This window comes from Sporosarcina sp. P13 (assembly GCF_002743055.1).
Taxonomy (GTDB): domain Bacteria; phylum Bacillota; class Bacilli; order Bacillales_A; family Planococcaceae; genus Sporosarcina.
Window position 1 is genome coordinate 1 of the sequence record NZ_PDYM01000083.1, and the last position, 1,420, is coordinate 1,420.

A 1,420-nucleotide genomic window follows, 5' to 3' on the forward strand; every position below is an offset into this window, starting at 1 on the left:
ATGGATCTACGTCAATATCCTGGACACAAAAAAGTTAAGTCCGTTTCAGAACGGCATCCATTCATGGAGCGTCCTGTATCCAGCGAAACCAGTCAAGTGAAAGACCGCACTTGACAGCTTTCGCTGGATACAGGAAATACAACCCATGGATGTCGTCCTAAAAAATGTGTAGGTAGGGTAAATAGGGAAGCCAAATTTACTCTTCCATTCAAGCTACTTCTTTACGGCACGAATCTTCTAGTTGTTGGGGCGTTAAATAGTCAATAGCCCCGTGAATCCGTCTTCGGTTGTACCACGATTCAATATAGCTAAAGAGGGCCATTCGCGCAGTTTCAAAGTCAATATAAGTAGTTTGATACACTTCTTCTTTCTTTAAAGTTGCGTGAAAAGACTCGATACAGGCATTGTCATACGGGCATCCTTTACGGCTGAAAGACTGTTTGATTTTTGCGTCTGCCAATGCTTTTTCAAAATCTTCACTTGTGTATTGGCTGCCTAAATCGGTATGCAAAATCAACCCTTCATCTGGTTGTTGAACAGCGATCGCGTTCGATAAAGCTTGTAGAACGAGTTCTGTCGTCATTGATGTGGAAAATGAATAGCCTATAATTTTCTTCGTGTGTAAATCAAGAACGGAAGCTAGGTAACACCAGCCGTCTCTTAGCGTGTTAATATACGTAATATCTGCAACCCATTTTTCATTGATTGTCATCGTTTCGAAATCCTGTTCTAACAGATTCTCACGTTCTTCAACTTGTCCAGTGGTGGAAGTAGGGCGGTACTTTTTCACAATCGTTGAACGAATTTCCGCCTCTTTCATGATTCGCTGAACACGATTTAAGCTGGCAGTAAAACCTTCTTGCGTTAAGAGATAATGGATTTTTGGTGCGCCGTAGCGACCTTTACTTTCCGCATGAATGATTTTTATGCGTGCTAAAATCGCTTCGTTTTCGATGGTATACGAAGGTTTTACTTTACGGAATGACTGGTAATACGTACTTCTTGGCACTTTAAGCACTTCGCACATTACTTGAATAGGAAAGTTTTCTTTCTCCTGTTCGATGTGGTCAATGATCTCTTGGTCGGTTACTTTCTCGCGAATATGGTCATAGCCTTTTTTAGGATTTCCACCTCTTGTTGAAGGCGAAGATTTTCCTTTTGAATTTCTGCGATTTCAGTCGGTGTCAAACCACCACTGCTTTCAATAGGGGAAAGTGCTTTAATCCAATTATAGATTGTTACTTCAGATACACCATACTCGCTGCTGAGATCACTCACAGATGTACCAGATCTGTAAAGTTCGACAATTGTTTGTTTAAATTCCTGGTTATAACGTTTTTGTTTCATTCCGGACACAACCTCTCTATTTATAGGATAGAGACTTAACTAACTTGTGTCCATACATCTATACTAGCTCCAA

1 protein-coding gene is annotated in these 1,420 nt (G+C 40.6%); it reads right to left on the reverse strand.

Annotation, left to right across the window (positions count from 1 at the left end; translation table 11 throughout):
• Nucleotides 1-208: 208 nt before the first annotated feature.
• Nucleotides 209-1,347, reverse strand: a protein-coding gene (locus CSV79_RS16505) for an IS3 family transposase (protein WP_099690120.1) whose coding sequence is annotated in 2 segments (ribosomal slippage) — nucleotides 209-1,113 and nucleotides 1,113-1,347 — 1,140 coding nt in all. Because the reading frame shifts where the segments join, the coding sequence is not laid out codon by codon here.
• Nucleotides 1,348-1,420 lie beyond the last annotated feature (73 nt).